Origin of the sequence: Microbacterium sp. (assembly GCF_049661145.1) — a bacterium.
Lineage (GTDB): Bacteria > Actinomycetota > Actinomycetes > Actinomycetales > Microbacteriaceae > Microbacterium.
Genome location: NZ_JBASZT010000446.1, coordinates 1 through 5126, shown reverse-complemented (window position 1 = coordinate 5126; position 5126 = coordinate 1). Strand labels below are relative to the sequence as shown.

Genomic DNA, 5126 nt, shown 5'->3' with positions numbered 1-5126 from the left:
GCGTCGCCGGTGCGTGTGCTCGCCAACAAGACGCGCGCGGCCACGCTCGGCCTCGACGCGCGCGGGCAGTTGCGCCGCACGCTCGAGCGCTACCTGGGTGTCGGCGAGGTCTGGTTCGTGCCGTGGGACCCCAAGGCGACGGATGCCGGGGTCCTCGCAGCCGCGCCGGTGGGACTCGTCGCGGGTCGATCCGCGTTGTCGGGAGCAATCCGCCGCTTCGTCGGGGAGGCCGTCGATCCACCCGTGCCGGTGCGACAGGCGTCGCAGGCCGGAGCCGACGGGCGTGAGACGTCGCGGCGCGCCACTCGCGGGCGACGTGCCACCCGCACCGCCTGAGACCGCGTCCGCCATAGGCTGGGAAGCGTGTCGACGCTCAGCGATCTCGTCTATGCCCAGGGCCGTTCCACCGACGCGGACGTCGAATGGCTGCACCGCCTGGCCGGCGATGGGCAGCTGCTGGCCGATCTCGCCTTCGCCGATATCGTGATCTGGGTGCCGACGGCCACGGACTCGTTCGTCGCGATCGCGCACGCCAGACCGTCGGGCGCGGCGACCCTGTTCTACCGCGACATCGTCGGCGACCTGGTCCGCCCGCAGTGGCGGACTCAGGTGCGCGACGCGTTCACGCGCGCGACCATCGTCGATTCGGCGTCGCCGGACTGGTTCGAGGAGACACCCACCCGCGTGCGCGCGGTGCCGATCGTACGCGAACTGGGCGTGGCGGATCGTCCGCCGCGCGTCGTCGGGGTCCTCACTCGACACACCAATCTCGGTGAGGCCCGCACCCCGTCCCGGCAGCAGATCACGTTCAACGACTGCGCCGATGACCTGTTCGGGATGGTCGCATCCGCCGACTTTCCCGACCTCGCGGCCCCGACCTCGCCGCGCCGCGGCGCGCCCCGAGCCTCCGACGGGCTCATCCGCGTCGACGTCGACGGCGTCACCACCTTCGCGAGCCCCAACGCGCTGTCGGCGTTCAACCGGCTGGGATTCGACGACGAGCTCGAAGGCGAGTCGCTGCTGGAGGTGACCACCGGCATCCTCCCGAAGGGACGGCAGTTCGACGAGTCGCTGCCCATCGTCATGGCGGGGCGCGCCCCGTGGCGGGCAGACGTCGAGGCGCGCGGCGTGACGGTGTCGCTGCGGACGATCCCGCTCAAGGATCGCGGCACCCGTATCGGTGCGATCGTGCTCTGCCGTGACGTCACCGAGATCCGGCACCAGGAGCAGGAACTCATCACGAAGGACGCGACGATCCGGGAGATCCACCATCGCGTCAAGAACAACCTGCAGACGGTGGCATCGCTTCTGCGCATCCAGTCCCGGCGCACGCACTCCGACGAGGCGCGTGACGCGCTGATCCAGGCGATGCGACGCGTGTCAGCGATCGCCGTGGTGCACGACACCCTGTCCGAAGGACTCGCGCAGAACGTCGACTTCGACGACGTCTTCAACCGCGTGCTCAAGCTCGTCGCCGAAGTGGCGGCGTCGCCGAACACCCGCGCCCGCACTCAGAAGACGGGGACCTTCGGGACGCTGCCGAGCGAGTATGCGACGCCGCTGGCCCTGGCGCTGACCGAGCTCGTGACCAACGCCGTCGAACACGGCTTGGCCGACCAGGAGGGCGAGGTCGAGATCATCGCGCTGCGCACCGACGATCAGCTGTCGGTGCGGGTGCGCGATACCGGCGTGGGACTGCCCGAGGGGCAGGTCGGCCGGGGGCTCGGGACGCAGATCGTGCGCACTCTCATCCAGGGCGAGCTCAGCGGCACGATCGACTGGCACACCCTGGTCGGCTCGGGCACCGAGGTGACGATAGAGATCCCGATGCGCTACATCGAGCGCGCGGGCTGAGGCGTGCGGGCTGAGGGCGGCGTGGCGTTACTTGCCCGGTGATCGCGGCAGATTGACGGCTTCTCGGCGCGCGAACGACCGCTCGAGCGTCGGCGTGGGCCGTCGCGCCGGACTCAGGACGCGCGGCGGGCGCGGGCAGCGCGGCGCTTCAGAGCGCGGCGCTCGTCTTCGGACAGCCCGCCCCATACGCCCGAGTCCTGACCGGTCTCGAGGGCGTACTGCAGGCAGATCTCGGTGACCGTGCAACGGGCGCAGACGGCCTTGGCTTTCTCGATCTGGTCGACGGCGGGCCCGGTGTTCCCGACGGGGAAGAAGAGCTCGGGGTCGACGGCCAGGCAGGCGGCTTTATCGCGCCAATCCATAGGGGGTGCTCCTTGATGCGGGATTGAGAAGTCTCGGGTGGGTCCGACGCCAGGCGTCCGGTACCCTGGTGGGTGTGCGAGCAAATGCTCGCCCCACTTCGCTGTGGGAGCACACGGATATATCCATGGTCCCACGGCTATTCAGATGAATCAAGGGTGAACGTGGCATTTCCTGTGCGATTTGCTGTGCATCGCCTGCACATCCTCGTGCCCCTGGCTCGCGCCGTCCGTCTCGGCGCTCGCGATGCCGGCACTGCCGTCGGCGCCGGACGAAGGATCGTGCTCGCATGAGGATGAGCACCGTGGAGCGCCTCGCCGCCGGCATCCTCGCCCTGCAGAGCATCGCGCTGCTGGTGCTGGCGGGCTGGGAGGTCATGGCGCTCGTCTCCGGCGACTCCGCCGACGTCGGCAGTTCGGTCGCGCTCGTCGTCCTCACCGCGGTCGGCGCGGCGGGACTGGCTGCGTGTGCCGTGGCCGTCGCGCGCGGCGCGTCATGGGGGCGATCCGGCGGGATCGTCGCCCAGTTGCTGCTGCTGGCGGTCTCCTTCGGTGCGCTCACGGGCCCGGCGCCGGCGCCGGCGACCGCCGTCGTGCTCGCGGTTCCGGCGGTTCTCGGCCTGGTGCTGCTCATCCTCGCGACGCGTGCGGCCGCGAGCAGGCGCTGATCGATGCGGTAGCCGCGCCGAGACGGGACATCCGCGACGAGACGCCGCGCGTCGCACGCCGTCTCGCCGATCTGCCGTCTCGCTCCGCGAGGCGGCGCGATGCACGCGACGGTCAGCCGACGCCGAGGAGGCTGCGGACCCGAGCGACGTGGCCCGTCGCCTTCACGTTGTAGAGCGCGTGGGCGACGATCCCGTCCGGGTCGACGACGACGGTCGAACGGAGGACCCCCTCGATGGTCTTGCCGTAGTTGATCTTCTCGCCCCACGCCCCGTACGCGTCGAGGACGGCGTGGTCGGGGTCGCTCAGCAGCGAGTACGTGAGGCCGTCTCGCTCGCGGAACTCTCGGAGCTTCGCCGGTTCGTCACGGGAGATGCCGACGACGGCGTATCCCGCGGCCTGCAGCGGCGCGAGGCTGTCGCGGAAATCGCACGCCTCCGTCGTGCAGCCGGGAGTCATCGCCGCCGGGTAGAAGAACAGCACGACCGCGCGGCCGCGCAGATCGTGGAGGGACACGGGTCCCTCGTCCTGATCGACGAGGGTGAAGTCGGGGGCGGGGGATCCGGGCTCGAGTCGGGGCATGCAATCAGCCTATGCCCGAGACGTCGCCGCACTGCTCGTCTTGTCAGGGGCGCTGCCGCGCCGTGGGGCGAGAGAGTCTGCCTCGGGGATGCGAGACTTCGAGTCAGCTTTTCAGGGGCGCTGCCGCGGCGTGGGGGCAAGAAAAACCTGCCCAGGGGAGGCGAGACTTTCGCATCAGCTCTTCAGTGGCGCTGCCGCGCCGTGGGGCGAGAAAGTCTGCGTCGGGGATGCGAGACTTTCGGGTCAGGAGAAGGTGGTGAGCAGACGTTGCAGCGAGTCCAGCCGCGCCGCGCCCCGTTCGCCCAGGCGCCCCTCGGCGACGGCCTCGACGATCGCGCAGTCGGGGGCATCCGGCAGGTGCGTGCAGCCCCGCGGGCACTCCTCGGCGACGGCCGCGAGGTCGCTGAAGGCTCTCAGGATGTTCGCAGGGTCCACGTGGCCGAGCCCGAACGAGCGCACCCCCGGCGTATCGATGACCCAGCCGCGGGCGCGCTCGCCGACATACCGCAGCGAGACGGTCGAGCTCGACGTGTGGCGGCCACGGCCGGTCACTTCGTTGACATGGCCGGTCGCGCGCTCGGCGGAGGGCACCAGCGCGTTGACGAGGGTCGACTTGCCGACACCGGAGTGCCCCACGAACACCGTCGCGTGCCCGACGAGGCGTTCGCCGATCCGCGCGACCGGCATGCGCCCTCGTCCGCTCGTGAACACCTCCAGGTCGTCGAGTCCTTCGAAGTGCGCGAGGAAGTCCGCCGGGTCGGCGAGGTCGGTCTTCGTCACGACGAGGAGGGGATGGATGCCGGCATCCAGCGCTGCGACGAGGTAGCGGTCCACGAGGCGGGGACGCGGCTCGGGGTCGGCCGCGGCGACCACGACGAGCATCTGGTCGGCGTTGGCGACGACGACCCGCTCGACCTGGTCGGTGTCGTCGGCACTGCGGCGCAGCAGTGACGTGCGCTCCTCGATGCCCACGATGCGCGCCAGGGTCCCCTCTGTCCCGCTCGCGTCGCCGACGATGCGAACGCGGTCGCCTGTGACGATCGGCTGCGTGCGCAACTCGCGGGCCCGCGAGGCGAGCACGGCACGCTCGTCGGAGCCGTCCTCGTCGGCGAGCACTGTATAGCGGCCGCGATCGACGCCCAGCACGCGCGCGACCTGCGCGTCGGCGTGCGCAGGACGGCGCTTGGTGCGCGGGCGGTTGGCCTTGGGGTTCGGCCGCACGCGCACATCCGCCTCGTCGAAGGCGGGCTCGTCATCGTCATCGAGGTCGTCCAACCAGCTCATCGGGTGCCCGCGCTTACTCGGCGGCGAGCATCGCATGCCATAGGGCGGGGAATTCCGGCATGGTCTTTGCGGTCGTGCCGATGTCGTCGATCTCGACCCCGGGCACACGCAGCCCGACGAGGGCGCCCGCCGTCGCGATGCGGTGGTCGTGGTGAGCGCGCCACACGCCGCCATGGAGCGGGGCGGGAGTGATGCGGATGCCGTCGGGCAACTCTTCGGCGTCGCCGCCGAGCGCGCGCAGGTTTGCGACGAGCGCGTCGATGCGGTCGGTCTCGTGGCCGCGGATGTGCCCGATGCCGTGCAGCGTCGTGGGCGCGTCGGCGAAGGCGGCGAGGGCGAACAGCGTCGGCGTCAGTTCGCTCGCCGCCGTCAGGTCGAGGT

General features: G+C 70.9%; 5 protein-coding genes and 2 pseudogenes. 3 read left to right on the top strand and 4 right to left on the bottom strand.

All coding sequences use genetic code 11. From position 1 onward, the window contains the following. Together WBP48_RS18335 and WBP48_RS18330 are read left to right on the top strand one after the other, a co-directional pair. Positions 1-336 (top strand): annotated as a pseudogene (locus tag WBP48_RS18335) (hypothetical protein); the annotation flags it as partial. Between the two features lie 27 nt (positions 337-363). Next, entirely contained in the window at positions 364-1854 is a 1491-nt protein-coding gene (locus WBP48_RS18330; protein ID WP_424442214.1) for a sensor histidine kinase, read from the top strand. Between the two features lie 113 nt (positions 1855-1967). Here the strand turns inward: WBP48_RS18330 and WBP48_RS18325 are convergent, their stop codons facing one another. Continuing rightward, on the bottom strand, positions 1968-2216 hold the full coding sequence (locus WBP48_RS18325) for a WhiB family transcriptional regulator (protein ID WP_424442213.1): 249 nt from the start codon (positions 2214-2216) through the stop codon (positions 1968-1970). A 287-nt stretch (positions 2217-2503) separates the two neighbouring features. On the opposite strand from WBP48_RS18325, the gene WBP48_RS18320 reads away from it, so the two are divergent. Beyond that, positions 2504-2881, top strand: a complete 378-nt coding sequence (locus tag WBP48_RS18320) for a histidine kinase (protein WP_424442212.1) — start codon at positions 2504-2506, stop codon at positions 2879-2881. 112 nt (positions 2882-2993) lie between these two features. Here WBP48_RS18320 and bcp read toward each other — a convergent pair whose 3' ends face one another. The 3 genes and pseudogenes from bcp to WBP48_RS18305 form a co-directional block, all read right to left on the bottom strand. Beyond that, complete coding sequence (bcp, locus tag WBP48_RS18315) at positions 2994-3461, bottom strand: thioredoxin-dependent thiol peroxidase (protein WP_424442210.1); 468 nt, start codon at positions 3459-3461, stop codon at positions 2994-2996. 243 nt (positions 3462-3704) lie between these two features. Then, positions 3705-4745, bottom strand: coding sequence for a ribosome small subunit-dependent GTPase A (gene rsgA / locus WBP48_RS18310; protein ID WP_424442209.1), 1041 nt, complete (start codon positions 4743-4745; stop codon positions 3705-3707). Between the two features lie 13 nt (positions 4746-4758). Further along, a pseudogene (locus WBP48_RS18305) lies at positions 4759-5126 on the bottom strand (3-phosphoshikimate 1-carboxyvinyltransferase); the annotation flags it as partial.